This window comes from Acinetobacter pragensis (assembly GCF_001605895.1).
GTDB classification, from domain to species: domain Bacteria; phylum Pseudomonadota; class Gammaproteobacteria; order Pseudomonadales; family Moraxellaceae; genus Acinetobacter; species Acinetobacter pragensis.
On the sequence record NZ_LUAW01000020.1, the window covers coordinates 139,257 to 156,659 of the forward strand.

The following is a 17,403-nucleotide window of genomic DNA, read 5'->3' on the forward strand; positions in this document are numbered from 1 at the left end:
TTTTGTTTTTAGCATGCTTTATGGGGCATGCTTAATATTGGTAATTTATTGCAAATTGATATGCCTCACCTTCAGGACGGTTTTTGACATCAAATTCGTAAATGCCGCGGAAAGAAGCTGAAATGCCTGCCGTTTTACTGAGTTTTTTGTCATAAGTTAATATGGGGCCAGCACCTAAAGCTTTGCCGCGGAAACCATCTAAACGCTCTGCCAGCTTCCCTTTATCGTCAGTGGTTTGTTCAATCCATCCAAAAACGGCGCCAACGCCTAAGCCATCGCCGCCCAGCTCTCCAAAGCGTTTTAAGCCTAAAACGTCTAAACGGAAGATGTCGCCATTGGTATAGTCTGTTGCATCATTTTTGGTATAAAACTCATAGGCCAAATTGGTGGTGATTTCGGCATTCATTCGCGGCAGGATGGTAGTAAAAGCAAGATTTGGGACAAAAGTCCAAGTGTTTTGACCTGCGTTGCTGAGCTGATCGGCATCATAGCTGCCCGTTGGCGCATAGACTGCAACATTAAAAAGCGCATGCATGATGGGGTTAAGATGATAATTGACCATCAGCGGTGAAAACATCACATCGCCAATTTTTGTAGAACTTTGCTCTGTTTCAAAATTATTTAAATATGCGCCTACTTTGGTGTATTGCACAGGAACGCCTACAGCTGTTGCTAAGCTCCATTTTTCATTGGTTTTCCAAACAAAAATACTATTCAGAAAGTTATACGAAACGTCATAATTCAGGCCGCCGGTAAGTTCTCCTGCAATTGGAACTGTACGTGAACGTTCAAAATTGCCGTCATAATAAATACTGGAAAGTGTTAGCACACCGCCTTCTTCAACGGGCAATAAACCATTTAGCGGCTGTACCTGCATCCCGGTGATTGGGCGGCCAATTCCGCCTTCTGTAGCAAAAGCAGTTGTAGTTAAAGAACCGATTAAAATTGTCCATATTGCTTTTTTTAACATATGAAAGCCCTTGTTATTGATGTTTATATATTTGTATTGAAAAGATGCAAATCGTTTTTAAAGGGTAATTAATTGTTTATACATAGGAAGATATTTATGTTCAATATCCTGAAATATCATTGTTACCAAAAATAACGATTAATAATTACTCATATATTCCTGTTTATGAGATATGTATCATGATTATTTTATGTTCGATTGGCATGTTGTTTTGGGGCTAAATAAAAAAGTAAATAAAACCAGTTCTGGAACTTAGTAAGCTTAATTGGCTGTAAAAGGGTGAACACAAGAATATCTGAGAATCTAAGGTGTCCATCTTGATATCCGTTTGGCTGATTTATCCTCAAATTGAATGATGTCATTTAGCTGTGAGTTTTTAATTCCTGTAATAAAAAAGGCCTGCTGCCGTTTAAAAATAGACATGGAAGCCATAAAGTTTGTGACATAAACATGAATTATTACAATTCCGCTGTTTAAACAGGTACGGACACTTTAATATAAAAATGTTGTTACATATTGAAATATAACAAAATTAAATTAAATCAAGGTTGCTTTCATAATTATCATAAAAGCGTCATAAAGCTGTAACTTCACTGTCATATTCTAAAATCAAAATGCAGTTATCGAAATAAGTACAAAACTTAATAAAAAGTGGCGTACTCCTAAACTGCATCAAATAAGAGAGATGAGAATGCGCTTTAATAACATCGCAATTGCATTGGCACTGACTGGGGCGGCTGCAGCAACAACTGCAAATGCAGCACGTGACACGATCCAAATCGCTGGTTCTTCTACAGTTTTACCTTATGCAAGTATTGTTGCTGAAGAATTCGGCAATACCTTCCCGCAATTTAAAGCGCCAGTTGTCGGTTCTGGCGGTACGTCAGGCGGCTTGAAGCAGTTCTGTAACGGTGTAGGCGACAATACTATTGATATCGCGAACGCATCCCGCAAAATTAAAGATACAGAATTAGCCGCGTGTAAAAAAGCAGGCGTTAATCAAGTTTTAGAAATTAAAATCGGTTATGACGGCATCGTATTTGCTTCTAACTCTCATAAAGCGGCATTTAAATTGCGTCCTCAGCATGTATTTGCTGCATTGGCAGCAGAGCTTCCATCAAATGGTAAAATGGTTGCAAACCCTTATACTCGCTGGAATCAAATTGACAAGTCATTGCCAAATGAGCCGATTACTTTAGTTATCCCTGCTTCTAACCACGGTACACGTGAAGTGTTCCAAGAAAAAATGGTTGATGCTGGCTGTGAAACGTATGAAGCTTTCGCAAAATTAGATAAAGATGCGCAGAAGAAAGCATGTTCAACTTTCCGTAAAGATGGCCGTGTCATTGAAATTTCTGGCGACTATACAGAAACACTGGCTCGCTTAAAAACATCTCCAAGCGCGGTAGGTGTGTTTGGTCTAGGCTTCTATGATCAAAACCGTGACAAATTGCGTGTAGCGACTGTTAACAACGTAGCGCCATCTGAAAAAACAATTTTGAATGGTTCTTACCCGGTTTCTCGCCCATTGTTCTTCTATGTTAAAGGTGAACATTTGAAATCAATCAAAGGCTTGCCGCAGTACACAGAATTTTTCATCAGCAAGAAAGTTTCTGGTAAAGGTTCTAAATTGGAAAAAGCGGGTCTGATTTCAATGTCAGATAAAGAGCGTGCAAAAGTTCTAGCAGACTTTAAAGCAGGCAAAGCGGTTAAATAAGATGGGTAAAAGAGCTGATGGCAGGATGATCCTGCCATCAGTTTTTTGCAAAGAATATGTTTTTTCAAAGAATGAAAATTGAAAAAACGGTGGAGAATACATGAATCTGCTGCTTATAGGCGTGCTGCTTGCAATAATTGCTATCGCTTATCAAATAGGCTTAACCAAAAGCCGGAATATGGCAGGCAAGGGAAATAACTCTGCAATGCTGCATTCGCGCCCAGGATATTACGGCGCTTTAGTTGCGCTTTGGTGCGGTATCCCTGCTTTTTTAATTTTGATTGTTTGGAATATTGTCGAGCCGAGTATTTTAAAGCATGTGGTGCTGGACAATGTGCCGGCACAAATTAAAGCGACGATGGATCCGGCCAGCATCAGTGTCCTGATTGATCGGGTGCAGGCGATTGCTTCTGGCTTTGGTGTCAGTGACCAGCCTGCTGCGTATGAAGTTGCGGCTGCGCAGCAGCTGGCGAAGTTTGAAAATATTGCTTCTTTCGCCAAATTGGCAGTCGTGATTTGCGCGGCTTTAATTGGCCTAGTTTGGGCAAAACGCCGTGTCGAAAAACAATACCGCGCGCGGAACCAAGTAGAAAAAGTCATTAATGTCGCACTGGCGCTATGTTCAGGCGTCGCAATTTTAACAACGATTGGCATTGTGATGTCAATGTTCAGTGAAGCGATGCGCTTCTTTAGTTTTGTCAGCCCATTGGATTTCTTTTTTGGTACAGAATGGAACCCGGGGTTCAGTACATCAGGCAATGCAGAAGGCAGCTATGGCCTGCTTCCTTTACTCTGGGGCACGTTGATGGTCAGCGGTATTGCGCTTTTGGTAGCCGTGCCGATTGGTCTGATGATTGCAATTTATTTGGCTGAATATGCATCTTCCAGCTTCCGTTCATGGGCTAAACCTGCAATTGAAATTCTAGCGGGTATTCCAACCATCGTTTACGGTGTATTCGCCTTAATGATTATAGGGCCATTCATCAAGCAGATGGGGGCGTATATTGGCTTGGAAATCAATGCGACGAGTGCGCTAACAGCCGGTTTTGTTATGGGCATCATGATTATTCCATTTGTATCGTCCTTATCTGACGACATTATTACGCAGGTGCCTCGGTCACTGCGTGACGGTTCATTGGGTTTGGGCGCGACTAAATCAGAAACAATCCGTCAAGTTGTTGTACCCGCGGCGCTTCCCGGGATTATCGGCGCATTTTTGTTGGCTGCTTCGCGCGCAATTGGAGAAACCATGATTGTGGTTCTGGCCGCCGGCAACAGCCCTTTATTGCATATCAACCCGCTGGAAGCGATTTCGACAGTCACAATTACGATTGTGAACCAGCTGACAGGGGATACTGACTTTGCCAGCCCGCAGGCTCTGGTGGCATTCGCACTTGGTTTGACGCTATTTGTGATTACCTTAGGTTTAAATATTGTGGCGCTGTACATCGTGCGCAAATACCGTGAGCAATACGACTAATGAGTACTTCAAACACGACATCTATGGATCAGATCCTCGATCCTCGAGCGGCGGCTGAATTGCGCGAAAAGCGTAAAAAAACCATTGAAAAATCTTTGGGAAAACGCCACCGCAAAGAAAAAATATTCAGATTGTTCGGTTTTTCTGCCGTGATCACTGGTTTGCTTTTTGTCGCATTGCTGTTCGGCAGTATTTTAATTAAAGGTTTGCCGTCGTTTTGGCAAAGCAGCATGACAGTTCCGGTATTCTTTGATCCGTCCATTATTAATGTGGGGCCTAAACCGGTTCAAAAAGAAGGCGAATCGCCAGCGCAATATCAAGAGCGTTATGTCGCTTGGCAAACAGAAATGGGCATGGTCGATTGGGATGCGTTAATCGCCAACGGCCTCATCGCAGAAGATAAGGCATTGGCATCAAAGCGTGATGATCTGACTTCACTGTATACTAGTTCTGAAGCCTACCGTCTGCGTGATATGGTTTTTGCAGATCCGTCTTTAATTGGTAAAAAACAAGATATTAAGATTCTTGCAGATGCGAATGTGGACGTATGGCTGGCTGGCAATATTGACCGTTCTTTACCGGATGAACAGCAGCAGCTGAGTCCTGAAGTGCGTCAATTGGCAGATCAGTTAAAAGCGCAAGGCATTATCACCAACAGCTTTAATACCAGTATTTTTACGAATCCGGATTCGCGCAGCTCACCGGCCACATCGGGTTTGGCAGGCGCATTCATGGGCTCGTTGTTCATGATGTTCATTGTGATTCTGATCGCAATCCCGATTGGGGTGGCATCGGCAGTCTATTTGGAAGAATTCGCGCCGAAAAATTATATTACTGACATTGTTGAAGTGAATATTAATAACTTGGCCGCTGTTCCATCAATTGTGTTTGGTCTGTTAGGCGCATCAATATTTATTGGCTGGATGCATATGCCGCTTTCGGCACCTTTGGTTGGCGGTTTGGTTCTGAGCTTAATGACTTTGCCGACCGTAATTATTACGACCCGCGCCTCCTTAAAAGCAGTACCGCCATCTATTCGCCAAGCGGCGTTGGGTTTGGGGGCATCGCGGCTGCAAACTGTTTTTCACCACGTATTGCCTTTGGCTTTGCCGGGTATTTTAACAGGCGCAATTATTGGGGTAGCGCAGGCATTGGGTGAAACTGCACCATTGCTGCTGATTGGCATGAGCGCCTTTGTAGCAAGTGTTCCTGCATCACCATTAGATCAATCAACCGCATTGCCGGTGCAGATCTTCTTGTGGCAGGGCAATGAATTGCGCAACTTCTTTGAAGGCCGGACTGCGGCTGCCATTATTGTTCTTCTTGTACTTATGATTGGCCTAAACAGCTTGGCCATCTGGTTACGAAAGAAATTTGAAGTCCGCTGGTAAGTGAGGGCATGATATGAATACTGTAACCGCAACATCTAAAACGAATTCCTTAGATCAGGATAAATCAGTGAATCCAGAGCAAAAAAACTTTACGGCTTCTTCGGATGCTCAAAAACAGCCTTCAACATCTTTCGTATCTCAGTTTGATACTCAGTCTCATCCTAAAAAAGATGAAAAAGCCAAAAATGTAAAACTGAGCACTTCAGATGTGCATGTTTATTATGGCGAAGCTGAAGCGATTAAAGGGATTGATCTGCAGGTTTATGAAAACGAAGTGATCGCCTTTATTGGGCCATCTGGCTGCGGCAAGTCGACGTTTTTGCGTACTTTGAACCGCATGAACGATACTATTGATACCTGCCGCGTGACAGGCAAAGTTATGCTGGACAATCAAGATATTTATGATCCGAATTTGGATGTGGTTTTGCTTCGTGCTCAAGTCGGCATGGTTTTCCAAAAGCCAAACCCTTTTCCTAAGTCTATTTTCGATAACGTTGCTTATGGTCCAAAACTGCATGGTTTGGCGCGTGACAAATATGACATGGAAGAAATAGTTGAAAACAGCTTGCGCAAAGCAGGGTTATGGGATGAAGTTAAAGACCGACTAAGCCAGCCGGGTACAGGCCTGTCAGGCGGTCAGCAGCAGCGTTTATGCATTGCGCGCACCATTGCGGTCAGTCCTGAAGTGATTCTGATGGATGAACCCTGTTCAGCGCTGGACCCGATTGCCACTGCAAAAGTGGAAGAGCTGATTTCAGAATTATCCAATCAATACACCATTGCGATTGTGACGCACTCGATGCAGCAGGCGGCGCGTGTTTCTGACCGTACTGCGTACTTCCATTTGGGTGACTTGATTGAAGTCAACTCGACAGAAAAAGTCTTTACCCAGCCGGATCATCAGTTGACTGAAGCCTATATTACAGGCCGTTTCGGTTAATCAAGCATTTCTGGAACGTCTTTAAAACAGAGCCTTAGTGCTCTGTTTTTTTTGTTTTGTATCCCGGTTTCAGCACATTGTTTGTTATTTTTGTTTTGAATAGCGGCTTTTCCTTAAGCTTAAAAGCACAGGTATGATGAATTGTTGCGGGTGCCAGTCAGGATGACATCATGTGCAAATATCGGAATCTTAAAAAATTAAATAGCCTGTTAACTAATTGTATCGTTAACGGTTGGACGTTAATTCAAATGTTTATACAGATAGTAAACGATGGGCAGGCGGTGGATTTCTGACAGCATGGCATTCATAAATGAGTTTGCAAGGCAAGGACAGATAAAACCGGATTAATCGCAAAACAGCTATTGAAAAACCGTGCAATTGTCCTAATCTAAAAGATAAGCTTAGAGCCAATTTGAGAAAAGAATTTATATGCTATTTCATACTCCTAAACTGCCTGCCGAAATCCGCGTTCATCATCTCAATGCGCGTATTAATGAACAGCGAAAAAAAATGGCTCAATCAGCAGGATCAAAATTGGAATTTTTCCAGCTGACACAGCAACTTTCAAAAGAAGCCCGCGCACGTAAAAAGAACAATCAAAAAATTTATGTCCTCGATTTTAAAGGCGATACCGCCGCTTCTGCAGTCGAACAGCTGCGAGAAGAAATCACATTAATTTTAGCCACGGCAAAATCTGGCCGAGACCGCGTGGTTGTACGTCTGGAAAGTCCGGGCGGTATGGTGCATGGATACGGTTTGGCTGCTGCGCAGCTGGTGCGTTTGCGTGACGCAGGCTTTAATTTAACCATCTGTGTAGATAAAGTTGCGGCCAGCGGCGGCTATATGATGGCGTGTATCGGTTCTGAAATTATTTCTGCACCATTTGCTGTCGTGGGGTCTATTGGTGTTGTTGCGCAAGTACCGAACTTTAACCGCTTGCTGAAAGAAAAGCATATTGATTTTGAACTGTACACAGCAGGGCAATTTAAGCGAACTGTGACCATGTTTGGTGAGAACACTGAAGAAGGCAAAGCGAAGTTTGAAGAAGAGCTGCAGCAGACCCATGAGCTGTTCAAGCATTTTGTTGAAAAATACCGTCCGAAATTAAATGTTGAAAAGGTCGCAACCGGCGAACATTGGTATGGCAAAGATGCACTGGATTTAAATCTAGTGGATCAGCTTAAAACATCGGATGAATATTTATTGGGCTTGCTTCAGCAGCATGATGTCTATGTGATTGAAACGCGTAAGAAGCCAACTTTAGGTGAAAAGTTAGGCCTGCAGGCTGCTCAGATAGCAGATTCTTTAGTGCCGGCAGTAATGAACAAAGTAATGGAAAGTTTGAGTAAAGCCAATTCAAGCATGGTGCAGCTTCGCGATCCAAAACTTTGATTTGAATTATACTCTGATGCTTAAAAGCTCACTGCGGTGAGCTTTTTTATTTGCAGATAAGCCGATGAGGTTATTTTAGAGAAGGCGGAAGACGATTTGATAAACGAGGAATGAATACATTTTTAGTTTTTATCAAAATTCTACGTTAGGTATTTTTGCCATTTTAAGCCTATGTTTTTATTGTGCCTTGGTTAAAAGATAAAAATCATCGGGATATTTATCTTTACTGCGGCTGACTGTACTTTATTGCTCAGCTTTTTAATCTTAGTTTGAGCCGCTTATTAGAGCGAAGACAAGCCCTGAATACTTTTGCAATCGTACGGCATCATTCAATTTTATACACTGCACACAACTGAGCGTGAACAATTCGAAAGAATAACCAGTTATTTTGATGATTCAAAATATGATCGGCATTTAGGCTTGGCTGAAAGTTCAGCGCGTAAGCAAAAAGGTGAATGTGTCTGTTTTGAGCTGTATGACAAATTTAAAATCAAGCAATCAGTGCTTCTGAAATTATTCGATGGATTGTGCCGCAGATTCTGAAGCAAAACGTGATCATTCAATTTAAGCTTTTATTTATGCGGATTTCTGCATAAACAGATGATGCCTGTTATGAGTGCACCCACTGCCGCCAACAGCATATCTTTATGCGCATCCCAGATGTCACCTTGCTGACCATTGTAATTTTCCGCCTCTTCTGGTGAGAGTCCAATAGCAATGAGCCATTCAATCCATTCATAAATTAAACTGGTGGCCATGACAAATTGAATGACCAGCAAAAATAGGGTGAACGGTTTAAGGCTTGGCAGCCAAACTTGAAAAAGGCGATAAAATACCGGATAGAGCAATAAGCCCGACGCAAGATGCACCAAGCGGTCATACATATTGCGTGACCAGCCCATGGTTTGATTTAAATCTATATTGAAATACTGAATGAGCCATTCGTTATAGGGCACATAAGAATATAAGTAATGCGCGCCTAAAATATGAATCAATAAAAAAGCAATGTAGAGGGCAAAGCTGTAAAAGGTAAAGCCCACTTTTTTTTGACAGAACAGAAGTGCCGCAAGCATAAACACTGTGCCAGCCTGATGCAGCAAGTATGAATCAAACTCGAGCGGGTGAATGCTGGCGATTGCGGCAGCCAGTAAGAGTGTTGCAAGGCAAATCCAATGTTTGATGCTAAGCTGTGTTTCAATCATTTATTATGTTCAATGTTAAGTATCATAAGGTATAAACGGCGAGGCTTAAGTTCTGCTGTTTAAGTGTAATGGTAAATAAAATTTAAGCAATGTCAGCTTTTGTCTGTTTATTTGCAGCGAGGGAACTGCAATGCGAGATTACCGGGATGCTTGTTCAGCCGAACTGGCTTTTAAAATAGCTTAAAACGCATTGTTATTTTCTAAATAAATTTTATGTTATGAATCATGATGCTGCCGCATATAAAGCTTTTGATGAATGAATTGGTTAAACTGCATTTATATTTTTAGAATATTTTAGGTTGCATATATGGCCATTGCAGAAGCATTCGAAGCAAAACAGAATTGCTATTTTAATTATGACTTTGAGGAATTATATCTCGCGGATAATTTTCCAGAAGAGCTGTCTGTTTCTTTGCGCGGCATGCTGTATAGACATGAAATTCAATATCCAGATGCGACCTATTATATTTACTACAGCGATATTTTAACGGGTCATGAATTGGTAAAAATGAAAGCGGATTGGGCGAGATACTGCCCCTTGCCATAATCATGAAGTATAAAAAAACGAGGCATAACGCCTCGTTTTTTACACCTAAGTTAAATTAGATTTTAGCAATCAGGTCTTTGATTTGTTTTGCTTGTTCAGCTGCGTTGCCTGTGTATGTCGCAGGTGTCATTTCCGCTAGACGTGCACGATCTTCGGCAGGTACTGCTGAAAGTTCGTTGCCATTCACGAAATCAACCATCATTTCACGGGTCATTGCTTGGCCGCGAGTCAGGGCTTTCAGTTTTTCGTAAGGTTTTTCAACTGCATAGCGGCGCATAACCGTTTGAATTGGTTCAGCTAGAACTTCTTGCGCATGGTCAAGGTCTTCTGCAATGCGGGCAGCATTCAGCTCAAGTTTACCAATACCTTTAGAGCACGCTTCAAAAGCAATCAGGCTTTGAGCAAAACCGACACCCATGTTGCGAAGAACAGTAGAGTCTGTTAAGTCACGCTGCCAGCGCGAAACTGGAAGTTTTTCGCCAAGGTGAGCCAATACTGCATTTGCAATACCTAAGTTGCCTTCAGAGTTTTCGAAGTCAATTGGGTTTACTTTATGCGGCATTGTAGAAGAGCCAACTTCACCTTCTTTTAAACGCTGTTTGAAGAAACCAAGAGAGATGTAGCCCCAAACGTCACGGTTAAAGTCGATCAAGATTGTATTGAAACGGCGTAGCGCATCAAAAAGTTCCGCCATGTAGTCATGCGGTTCGATTTGAGTAGTGTACGGGTTGAATTCTAAACCTAAAGATTCAACAAAAGCTTGCGAGTGAGCAGGCCAGTTGATTTCAGGGTAAGCAGAATAATGCGCATTATAGTTGCCTACAGCGCCATTGATTTTGCCCAAAAGCTCAACTTGTTTAAATTGCTTGATTTGACGTGCAAGGCGGTAAGCCACGTTCGCCATTTCTTTACCCAAGGTTGTTGGGCTTGCTGTTTGACCGTGTGTACGAGACAGCATTGGCTGTTCAGCATGCGTTTCAGCCAAAGCCGCAATCGAGTCAATGATTTGCTGCATTGCTGCAACTAAAACTTCACGGCCATTTTTCAGCATTAAAGCATGAGACAAGTTGTTGATGTCTTCAGAAGTACATGCGAAGTGAATGAATTCACCTGCATTTTTCAGTTCATCAATATGGGCAATTTGTTCTTTCAGAAAGTACTCAACCGCTTTTACATCGTGGTTTGTAGTACGTTCGATTTCTTTAATGCGGTTTGCATTGTCTTCAGAGAAATTTGCCACAATTGCATCTAGAGCAGCATTGGTTGCTGCAGAAAACGCAGGAACTTCTGTAATTTCAGGACGGTTTGCAAGCGCTTGTAACCAGCGCACTTCAACAGTCACACGAGCATGGATTAAACCAAACTCAGAGAGGAAAGGGCGCAAAGCATCACATTTGCTTGCATAGCGTCCATCGAGTGGAGAAAGTGCGGTTAAAGCGTTCATAGCGATTCCTTAAACTTTGGAATTAAACGTAAAACAAAGAGCAGGATGCAGTTCAAGTTACACCACCTGATACTGCAATCGAGCAAGATCTTGAATATCTTTAAGCAGCTTGCGTTTACTGAAAATCATGCCCCATGAACTGCCGCCAAGCTGACGCCATAAATGCGCCATTTGCAGGCCGGTAAATAGGGAAGCACGAATACGGTCAGTGTGCGAAGAATCTTTAAAGGCTTCTGCATTGCCGCGCACCATAATGCGCGGATTGATCTGTCCAGCTGTGTCTACATAGGTTTGCGCAAGGCTGGCCAGAACACTGGGATGCAGGTAATTATGATCAAAGAAAGACAGCTGTCTTAAAATTTTCTGCTGCGACTGTTCAATAATTTCAACAAATTTAGGATTGCTGTAGACTTTTTTTTCTAATTGCAGCAAAGCCAGTGCATAGTTCATGGGGAGCTTTGCACTGGAAAGTTTGGGTAATCTGGAAGTCGGAGAGGTATTAAAGGGCTGGTTAATACTGCTTTCCAAGGTTTTTAAACCTAGGGAAATATCGGCCATCTGATTAAAGAAGTCTAAAGTTTGGCAGCTGCATTTTCCGCTTGGTCGGATATTTAAACTGGCTTTAATCATTTGTTCTAAATAAAAGTTACCGCTTTCGCCAATGCTCTTTTGCCCAGTCAGCGCAGTCATGTGCGTCAGCTGGGTCGCTTGAAAAACGCCCGCTAACGCCAATGCGCGGTTTTGACGAGCATTCAGAGTTTGAGACTGTTGAAACGGTAACTCTGTCATGCCGAAACAATCCTTTTAAATAAAATCCGGTTTAGGTGCGTTGGTATGATGTATCACACCGCCGCCTAAGCAAACTTCACCTGAGTAAAACACAACGCTTTGACCTGGTGTTACCGCGCGCTGCTGTTCATCAAACTCAACACGGACACCATTCGGGGTATTCGGGTCTTTATACAGCGTGCAGGCCTGATCTGACTGACGGTAACGGGTTTTTGCCGTGCAGCGGAAGCCTGTTTCCGGAATATCCTGTTCACCGGCCACCCAGTCAATCGCTTCACTCCAAAGTATAGTACTTTGCATGAGCTGATGTTCATGGCCTTGGCCGACAATCAGACGGTTGCCTTCAATGTCTTTATGCAGCACAAACCAAGCACCTTCTTCTGCGCCTTTCAGGCCGCCAATGCCAATACCGCCGCGCTGACCGAGCGTATAGTACATTAAGCCGTGATGTTCACCAACCTCTTTGCCGTTATCCAGCAATATTTTTCCGGGCTGTGCAGGCAAATACTGCTTTAAAAAGTCGTTGAAGCGGCGTTCGCCAATAAAGCAGATACCGGTTGAGTCCTTTTTCTTTGCTGTCGCTAAGCCTAGTTCTTCCGCAATTTTACGAACCTGAGGTTTTTCAATTTCACCGACAGGGAATAAAGTCTTGTTGATTTCACGGCCGTGTACTGCATGCAAGAAATACGTTTGATCTTTATTTTGGTCTAGACCGCGCAGCAATGGGGCGTATTCTTCACCGCGTGAATTTTTGGCAGTTTCACCGCGGCGGCAATAATGGCCAGTCGCAATAAAGTCTGCGCCTAAATTCACCGCATGATCTAAAAATGCACGGAATTTAATTTCTTTGTTGCACAGAATATCTGGGTTGGGTGTGCGTCCAGCGGCATATTCTGCTAAAAAATGTTCGAATACACGATCCCAGTATTCCATGGCAAAGTTGGCGGTATGCAGTTTGATGCCAATTTTGTCGCACACCGCTTGTGCATCGGCAAGGTCTTCCATAGCCGTACAGTATTCCGTGCCGTCATCTTCTTCCCAGTTTTTCATGAACAGGCCTTCAACCTGATAGCCTTGTTGAAGAAGCAGCGCTGCAGAAACAGAAGAATCTACACCACCAGACATACCGACGATGACACGTTGTTGCATAGGATTAAGCATCCAAATTTGAAATTAAGGGAGAGTTTTGGTGCTCATAAACGAGCGATAAAGGATATTTTTGTCCAGACAAGGCATCTTGAACAGCTTTAATGACCAATGGGCTGCGCGCGCGGGCAGTTTCCTGCAATTCGTCCAGCGTCATCCATTTTGGCCCGACAATGCCTTTGTCCAGTTCAGCTTCTGGAAAATATTCAAGTACATGCGCTAAAAAACAGAACCGGAAATAGGTGCGGTCCGGGTACATGGGCGGCGTATAGGTATAAATGCCAAGGAGAGCATCAACTTCTATTGCGTGGCCAGTTTCCTCCATGGTTTCACGAATGGCAGCCTGAATGATGGATTCGCCGCATTCGACATGCCCAGCAGGCTGGTTAAACACAGTATGCATCACGGCTTCTGTATGTTCTTCTACAAACAGGAATTTTCCGTCTTTTTCTACAACTGTAGCGACAGTAACGTGAGGAGTCCAAGAGGTCATGACCAGCACCATGGTAAGGGATGGGCTATTGTATAAAATTTTGGGGTGTGTGGCTATGTTGAACGAGGATGAAATGTCATTTCTTTAGCTGAGTCAGGAATAGAGATAAGTTTAAAGCTCATTCGTTGCGAGGCATTGCCACGCTTTTAGATTTAACAGCTGATTAAAGTTATTTAGGAATCAATGCCTAAAAAATTTTAATAGCCCTCAATGCTTAATCCAGAATTTACAATGCAAAATAGCTTGAGCAATAAGAATAATTGATAAGCTGTACATGAGTTGAATTGCAAGAAGACCACAGATAAAGCTTATTTAAAATGAAACTATTCAGGGATTATATGTTTATCATGAGGGATTTCAGGAAATAGAGTGTATAGCAGATCTGGATTTTTCTTAAAGCCAGTGCCATCTATATACTTCCACTCTTGAGATTCAAGAGGGCGTACTGCGAGCGTAAAGGACTTCTCTCCCGTCATGGCTTTGCCATTCATTAAGATAGTCAGTTGTTTAGGAATAATACAAAATTCTTTTTTTCCAAAAATATAGCTATTTTGCGGCGGCTGAATATCGACTTTTTCAACGTGGATATTGCCTTTCTTTAAGGAGTCAGCTGCAAGTACGAGCATGGCATTATAGTTTTCTTGACCGCCTGCAAGCTCAATAATGGATGAATCTGATTTATCTGCAATATATTGATAATTTTCACTATTTAAAGCGGTGCTCATTTGTGTCATTTCTTTAGAAATAACGTTGTCATAATCTTTTTTGCATCGAGTTTCATCAGCAAAAGCAGTGGTTGAAGATAAAATCATTCCTGTGAAAAGAATTTTTATAAATTGTGACGTATTAAATTTATACAGCATTAAAAATTACTCGGAATTTGAGTCAATATTTGTCTATATAGACAAGGCCTATTAAATGAGCTTATAAAAAGTAGGAAAATAAGAAAAGTGTGAATGATTAATTTTGCTCTAAATAATTATTCGCAACCTTCACATAATGCCGTGCTGAATACGGTAAAAAAGCCTTTTCTTTCTCGGTCAGTGGGCGGACTTTTTGCACAGGAGTGCCGACATATAAATAACCGCTTTCCAAACGCTTGCGCGGCGGAACCAAAGATCCAGCGCCAATCATCACATCATCTTCAATAATGGCGTCATCTAAAATAATGCTGCTGATGCCGACTAATACGCGGTTGCCAATGGTGCAGCCATGTAATTTTACATGATGGCCAATGGTGACATCGTCACCAATAATCAAAGGGGAGCCTTCAGGCTTATCAGCTTTCTTATGGCTCACATGCAGCATGGCGTGATCCTGCACATTCGAATTCTGCCCAATCTTAATATGATTAACATCTCCGCGGATGACGGCAAAAGGCCAGACGGATACATTTTTAGCCAGCGTGACTTCGCCAATCACTACGGACATTTCATCGATATAGCAAGTCGAGTCAATTTTAGGATGATGTTCTAAATACGGGCGGATATTATTTTTCATGACGGTCCATCGTAAAACTGTATATGGTATACAGTATAAAATAAAAAAGCATCCAAGCCGAGGCGGGGATGCTTTAGTCTAAACTGAAAAATCAGCCGAGAAAATTCTTAGAACAAGTTAGCAAAGAATTGTTTGATGTGATCAATCATTTTGGCAAAAAAGCCAGCTTCTTCGACAGGTTTAAGCGCTACAAGCGGTTTTTCAGCAATCACTTTACCATTTAAAGTAGCAACGTATTTACCGACAACTTGGCCTTGTTTTAATGGCGCAGTAAGTTTTGGCTGAACAACCAATTGCGTTTTAATGGCATTGGCATCGCCTTTAGGCATGGTCACGTTAAAGTTTTCAGGCAAGCCAATTTGAACTTCACCTTCTTTGCCGTACCAAACTTTTGCTTTAGCTAAAACTTGGTTGGCAGGCTGTACTTTTACCGTTTCAAAGTTGGCATAACCCCAAGCTAAAATTTCACGGGTTTGAGATGCGCGCTCATTCATGCTTGGCGCACCAAAAATCACTGAAATCAGGCGCAACGGGCCGCGCTTGGCAGAAGTAGTCAAGCAATAGCCAGCTTCTTCAGTGTGGCCAGTTTTCAAGCCATCTACACTCGGGTCTGTATACAGCAGGGCGTTGCGGTTGCCTTGCTTAATGCCGTTAAATGAAAATTCTTTTTCAGAATAGATCGGATAATATTTTGAGCTGTCATGAATGATGTGCTGCGCCAGTACAGCCATATCTTTTGCAGTTGAAAAATGACCTTCTGCAGGCATACCGGTTGCATTGATGAATTGAGTATTCACCATGCCAATCCGCTTGGCTTCTTGGTTCATCATGTGGGCAAAAGTGCCTTCATTGCCGGCAATATGCTCCGCCATTGCTTTTGAAGCATCGTTGCCTGACTGGATGATGATGCCGCGAAGCATTTCCAGCGCAGTTGCTGTACCGTTCAATGGTACGTACATGCATGATTCTGAACTGCTGCCGCGGCACCATGCAGATTCATTCATGCGTACTTTTTCATTTTCTGTCAGGTCGCCGCTCAATAACTTTTGCTCAATGATGTAACTGGTCATCATTTTGGTCATTGAAGCAGGGGCTAATTTTTCATTTTCATTTTTAGAAGCAAGGATTTGCCCTGTCTCATAGTCCATCAACACATAAGATTTATTATTCAATTCTGGAGGTGCAGATAAGACAGTTGCCGCGAAAGAAAAACTAGGTGTAAGTAGTAATGCGGCAAGGGCGGTTTTTCGGGTCATTCTGGGTGGTTCCAATAACTTGTTATAAGCGCAAAGAGCCTAGCATTTTAGGACAAAGCTAGGCTGACTTCTATGGGGGGGAATGGCTTATTTTAAAAGTATTGTAACCAAGTGAAATTAATTTGCGTAAGTGCTGAGCTCTTGGCATATTTCTGTATTTTTTGCCTTGCCGGCTTTTTTAGCATCTGATTGCGCTTCTTTTAAAATTTTAGCAAAACTTTTTTGCTTGCTCAGCTTTTCTAGAGCGGAAACAGGTGATTTTTCATTGGGTAAATATTCTTTGGCCAATTTGGCATAGCCTTGGTTAAATTTAGCTTCATCTTTTACTAATTTAGGGCAAACTTCTGACAGTACATAAATAGCGGCCAGTTCTTGATTGGTCACTTGAGGTGTCGGAGTTACTTCAATTTTTTCATCTGCAGCATAAGCTGAACCTGCAGTCAATGCAAAAGCAGAAAGCGAGAATGCCGCCAAAGATTTGAGTAAAGAATTCTTCATTAAAAACAACCTGAATAATTAAATAAGTTAAGCAATAGCGCTAGATTAAAACTATTTCAGAGAATTAAAAGTACCAATTTGTATTGAAGCTGTTGAAAAATTAAGGAATTGTGAAATAAAAAAGGATAATGCCCCAAAACATTATCCTTTTTCGGTTTCAGCTGTAACTGAATTATGCTTGATAATTGATTACATCATCACAAACAGATTTTTGCTCATCTGCCGAAGTTTCTTTGGCAGTTTCACGCGCTTCATTTAAAATTGATTTATATTCGCTGTCAGATTGAATCTTTTCATAAGTCATCGATTTATCTGAGTAATCCGCTAAATAGCCTTGGACCAGCATTTTGATGTTGCCGTCAAATTTTGCATTTTTACCAAGGACAGCAGGGCAGACTTCAGCCATGACTTGCGCAGATGCAATATCTTCTTTCACAATGGTATTTGCTTCCGCTTGCGTTAACCCCTCATCAGCGATGACAGCCTGAGAAAAAACAGCAGCAAAACCTAAACCTAATAAGCTGCGAAATGATATAGTTTTAATCATTTTAAAATCACACATTTATGATGGATGTTGAACGTTGAATATATATAATTCTTGATATTTTTCAATGAAAAGTTCTGGTCAGTCATTTTTT

At 42.1% G+C, this 17,403-nt stretch carries 17 protein-coding genes; 6 read left to right on the forward strand and 11 right to left on the reverse strand.

Annotation, left to right across the window (positions count from 1 at the left end; genetic code table 11):
- Positions 1 to 31: 31 nt before the first annotated feature.
- Positions 32 to 970 carry a SphA family protein gene (locus AZH43_RS09135; protein WP_067668915.1) on the reverse strand — a complete coding sequence of 313 codons (939 nt, stop codon included), beginning with the start codon at positions 968 to 970 and terminating at the stop codon, positions 32 to 34.
- Between the two features lie 691 nt (positions 971 to 1,661).
- Here AZH43_RS09135 and AZH43_RS09140 point away from each other — a divergent pair.
- The 5 genes from AZH43_RS09140 (at position 1,662) to sohB (ending at position 7,890) form a co-directional block, all read left to right on the forward strand.
- Positions 1,662 to 2,687: a substrate-binding domain-containing protein gene (locus AZH43_RS09140; RefSeq protein WP_067668917.1), complete on the forward strand. Its 1,026-nt coding sequence runs from the start codon at positions 1,662 to 1,664 to the stop codon at positions 2,685 to 2,687.
- 100 nt (positions 2,688 to 2,787) lie between these two features.
- The gene (pstC, locus tag AZH43_RS09145; protein ID WP_067668919.1) at positions 2,788 to 4,167 is read left to right on the forward strand and encodes a phosphate ABC transporter permease subunit PstC; all 1,380 of its coding nucleotides are present in this window, start codon (positions 2,788 to 2,790) and stop codon (positions 4,165 to 4,167) included.
- Positions 4,167 to 5,558 carry a phosphate ABC transporter permease PstA gene (gene pstA / locus AZH43_RS09150; RefSeq protein ID WP_067668921.1) on the forward strand — a complete coding sequence of 464 codons (1,392 nt, stop codon included), beginning with the start codon at positions 4,167 to 4,169 and terminating at the stop codon, positions 5,556 to 5,558. Before pstC ends, pstA begins: the two co-directional genes overlap by 1 nt.
- A gap of 13 nt (positions 5,559 to 5,571) precedes the next feature.
- Positions 5,572 to 6,498, forward strand: coding sequence for a phosphate ABC transporter ATP-binding protein PstB (gene pstB, locus AZH43_RS09155; protein WP_067668923.1), 927 nt, complete (start codon positions 5,572 to 5,574; stop codon positions 6,496 to 6,498).
- Positions 6,499 to 6,927: 429 nt separating this feature from the next.
- Complete coding sequence (sohB, locus tag AZH43_RS09160) at positions 6,928 to 7,890, forward strand: protease SohB (protein ID WP_067668925.1); 963 nt, start codon at positions 6,928 to 6,930, stop codon at positions 7,888 to 7,890.
- A gap of 572 nt (positions 7,891 to 8,462) precedes the next feature.
- On the opposite strand, the gene AZH43_RS09170 is transcribed toward sohB, so the two are convergent.
- A complete protein-coding gene (locus AZH43_RS09170; protein ID WP_067668927.1) occupies positions 8,463 to 9,092 on the reverse strand; it encodes a DUF2238 domain-containing protein in 630 nt (209 codons plus the stop codon).
- A gap of 307 nt (positions 9,093 to 9,399) precedes the next feature.
- On the opposite strand from AZH43_RS09170, the gene AZH43_RS09175 reads away from it, so the two are divergent.
- Positions 9,400 to 9,639, forward strand: a complete 240-nt coding sequence (locus AZH43_RS09175) for a hypothetical protein (RefSeq protein ID WP_067668929.1) — start codon at positions 9,400 to 9,402, stop codon at positions 9,637 to 9,639.
- Positions 9,640 to 9,694: 55 nt separating this feature from the next.
- Here AZH43_RS09175 and purB read toward each other — a convergent pair whose 3' ends face one another.
- The 9 genes from purB to AZH43_RS09220 form a co-directional block, all read right to left on the reverse strand.
- Entirely contained in the window at positions 9,695 to 11,083 is a 1,389-nt protein-coding gene (gene purB / locus AZH43_RS09180; protein WP_067668931.1) for an adenylosuccinate lyase, read from the reverse strand.
- A gap of 57 nt (positions 11,084 to 11,140) precedes the next feature.
- Positions 11,141 to 11,872, reverse strand: a complete 732-nt coding sequence (gene hflD / locus AZH43_RS09185) for a high frequency lysogenization protein HflD (protein ID WP_067668933.1) — start codon at positions 11,870 to 11,872, stop codon at positions 11,141 to 11,143.
- Positions 11,873 to 11,887: 15 nt separating this feature from the next.
- Complete coding sequence (gene mnmA / locus AZH43_RS09190) at positions 11,888 to 13,021, reverse strand: tRNA 2-thiouridine(34) synthase MnmA (RefSeq protein WP_067669139.1); 1,134 nt, start codon at positions 13,019 to 13,021, stop codon at positions 11,888 to 11,890.
- A gap of 4 nt (positions 13,022 to 13,025) precedes the next feature.
- Positions 13,026 to 13,511, reverse strand: a complete 486-nt coding sequence (locus AZH43_RS09195; protein WP_067669141.1) for an NUDIX hydrolase — start codon at positions 13,509 to 13,511, stop codon at positions 13,026 to 13,028.
- A 323-nt stretch (positions 13,512 to 13,834) separates the two neighbouring features.
- Positions 13,835 to 14,374 carry a hypothetical protein gene (locus AZH43_RS09200; RefSeq protein WP_067668935.1) on the reverse strand — a complete coding sequence of 180 codons (540 nt, stop codon included), beginning with the start codon at positions 14,372 to 14,374 and terminating at the stop codon, positions 13,835 to 13,837.
- A 97-nt stretch (positions 14,375 to 14,471) separates the two neighbouring features.
- Complete coding sequence (locus AZH43_RS09205; RefSeq protein WP_067668937.1) at positions 14,472 to 15,011, reverse strand: gamma carbonic anhydrase family protein; 540 nt, start codon at positions 15,009 to 15,011, stop codon at positions 14,472 to 14,474.
- A gap of 107 nt (positions 15,012 to 15,118) precedes the next feature.
- Positions 15,119 to 16,267, reverse strand: a complete 1,149-nt coding sequence (dacC, locus tag AZH43_RS09210) for a D-alanyl-D-alanine carboxypeptidase PBP5/6 (protein WP_067668939.1) — start codon at positions 16,265 to 16,267, stop codon at positions 15,119 to 15,121.
- Between the two features lie 117 nt (positions 16,268 to 16,384).
- Complete coding sequence (locus tag AZH43_RS09215) at positions 16,385 to 16,765, reverse strand: MCR_0457 family protein (protein WP_067668941.1); 381 nt, start codon at positions 16,763 to 16,765, stop codon at positions 16,385 to 16,387.
- A gap of 172 nt (positions 16,766 to 16,937) precedes the next feature.
- Positions 16,938 to 17,312, reverse strand: a complete 375-nt coding sequence (locus tag AZH43_RS09220; RefSeq protein ID WP_067669143.1) for an MCR_0457 family protein — start codon at positions 17,310 to 17,312, stop codon at positions 16,938 to 16,940.
- Positions 17,313 to 17,403 lie beyond the last annotated feature (91 nt).

Bases quoted from the DNA above. Each gene is read 5' to 3' on its own strand.
- AZH43_RS09135 (WP_067668915.1), bottom strand. From the start codon at position 970: ATGTTAAAAAAAGCAATATGGACAATTTTAATCGGTTCTTTAACTACA.
- AZH43_RS09140 (WP_067668917.1), top strand. From the start codon at position 1,662: ATGCGCTTTAATAACATCGCAATTGCATTGGCACTGACTGGGGCGGCT.
- pstC (WP_067668919.1), top strand. From the start codon at position 2,788: ATGAATCTGCTGCTTATAGGCGTGCTGCTTGCAATAATTGCTATCGCT.
- pstA (WP_067668921.1), top strand. From the start codon at position 4,167: ATGAGTACTTCAAACACGACATCTATGGATCAGATCCTCGATCCTCGA.
- pstB (WP_067668923.1), top strand. From the start codon at position 5,572: ATGAATACTGTAACCGCAACATCTAAAACGAATTCCTTAGATCAGGAT.
- sohB (WP_067668925.1), top strand. From the start codon at position 6,928: ATGCTATTTCATACTCCTAAACTGCCTGCCGAAATCCGCGTTCATCAT.
- AZH43_RS09170 (WP_067668927.1), bottom strand. From the start codon at position 9,092: ATGATTGAAACACAGCTTAGCATCAAACATTGGATTTGCCTTGCAACA.
- AZH43_RS09175 (WP_067668929.1), top strand. From the start codon at position 9,400: ATGGCCATTGCAGAAGCATTCGAAGCAAAACAGAATTGCTATTTTAAT.
- purB (WP_067668931.1), bottom strand. From the start codon at position 11,083: ATGAACGCTTTAACCGCACTTTCTCCACTCGATGGACGCTATGCAAGC.
- hflD (WP_067668933.1), bottom strand. From the start codon at position 11,872: ATGACAGAGTTACCGTTTCAACAGTCTCAAACTCTGAATGCTCGTCAA.
- mnmA (WP_067669139.1), bottom strand. From the start codon at position 13,021: ATGCAACAACGTGTCATCGTCGGTATGTCTGGTGGTGTAGATTCTTCT.
- AZH43_RS09195 (WP_067669141.1), bottom strand. From the start codon at position 13,511: ATGACCTCTTGGACTCCTCACGTTACTGTCGCTACAGTTGTAGAAAAA.
- AZH43_RS09200 (WP_067668935.1), bottom strand. From the start codon at position 14,374: ATGCTGTATAAATTTAATACGTCACAATTTATAAAAATTCTTTTCACA.
- AZH43_RS09205 (WP_067668937.1), bottom strand. From the start codon at position 15,011: ATGAAAAATAATATCCGCCCGTATTTAGAACATCATCCTAAAATTGAC.
- dacC (WP_067668939.1), bottom strand. From the start codon at position 16,267: ATGACCCGAAAAACCGCCCTTGCCGCATTACTACTTACACCTAGTTTT.
- AZH43_RS09215 (WP_067668941.1), bottom strand. From the start codon at position 16,765: ATGAAGAATTCTTTACTCAAATCTTTGGCGGCATTCTCGCTTTCTGCT.
- AZH43_RS09220 (WP_067669143.1), bottom strand. From the start codon at position 17,312: ATGATTAAAACTATATCATTTCGCAGCTTATTAGGTTTAGGTTTTGCT.